1 protein-coding gene is annotated in these 1,126 nt (G+C 61.8%); it reads left to right on the top strand.

Annotation, left to right across the window (positions count from 1 at the left end; translation table 11 throughout):
- Positions 1-924 (top strand): class 1 integron integrase IntI1 (gene intI1 / locus PG898_RS21135; protein ID WP_032441700.1); only part of this gene is annotated, 924 nt, incomplete at its 5' end.
- Positions 925-1,126 lie beyond the last annotated feature (202 nt).

Here is a 1,126-nt window from a genome sequence, read left to right as displayed (position 1 = left end):
TTACGAACCGAACAGGCTTATGTCCACTGGGTTCGTGCCTTCATCCGTTTCCACGGTGTGCGTCACCCGGCAACCTTGGGCAGCAGCGAAGTCGAGGCATTTCTGTCCTGGCTGGCGAACGAGCGCAAGGTTTCGGTCTCCACGCATCGTCAGGCATTGGCGGCCTTGCTGTTCTTCTACGGCAAGGTGCTGTGCACGGATCTGCCCTGGCTTCAGGAGATCGGAAGACCTCGGCCGTCGCGGCGCTTGCCGGTGGTGCTGACCCCGGATGAAGTGGTTCGCATCCTCGGTTTTCTGGAAGGCGAGCATCGTTTGTTCGCCCAGCTTCTGTATGGAACGGGCATGCGGATCAGTGAGGGTTTGCAACTGCGGGTCAAGGATCTGGATTTCGATCACGGCACGATCATCGTGCGGGAGGGCAAGGGCTCCAAGGATCGGGCCTTGATGTTACCCGAGAGCTTGGCACCCAGCCTGCGCGAGCAGCTGTCGCGTGCACGGGCATGGTGGCTGAAGGACCAGGCCGAGGGCCGCAGCGGCGTTGCGCTTCCCGACGCCCTTGAGCGGAAGTATCCGCGCGCCGGGCATTCCTGGCCGTGGTTCTGGGTTTTTGCGCAGCACACGCATTCGACCGATCCACGGAGCGGTGTCGTGCGTCGCCATCACATGTATGACCAGACCTTTCAGCGCGCCTTCAAACGTGCCGTAGAACAAGCAGGCATCACGAAGCCCGCCACACCGCACACCCTCCGCCACTCGTTCGCGACGGCCTTGCTCCGCAGCGGTTACGACATTCGAACCGTGCAGGATCTGCTCGGCCATTCCGACGTCTCTACGACGATGATTTACACGCATGTGCTGAAAGTTGGCGGTGCCGGAGTGCGCTCACCGCTTGATGCGCTGCCGCCCCTCACTAGTGAGAGGTAGGGCAGCGCAAGTCAATCCTGGCGGATTCACTACCCCTGCGCGAAGGCCATCGGTGCCGCATCGAACGGCCGGTTGCGGAAAGTCCTCCCTGCGTCCGCTGATGGCCGGCAGCAGCCCGTCGTTGCCTGATGGATCCAACCCCTCCGCTGCTATAGTGCAGTCGGCTTCTGACGTTCAGTGCAGCCGTCTTCTGAAAACGACA

It is taken from the genome of Aeromonas sp. QDB31 (assembly GCF_027707605.1).
GTDB classification, from domain to species: domain Bacteria; phylum Pseudomonadota; class Gammaproteobacteria; order Enterobacterales; family Aeromonadaceae; genus Aeromonas; species Aeromonas media.
The sequence above is the reverse complement of the archived record's forward strand: the minus strand, read 5'-3'. Positions and strand labels throughout refer to the sequence as shown.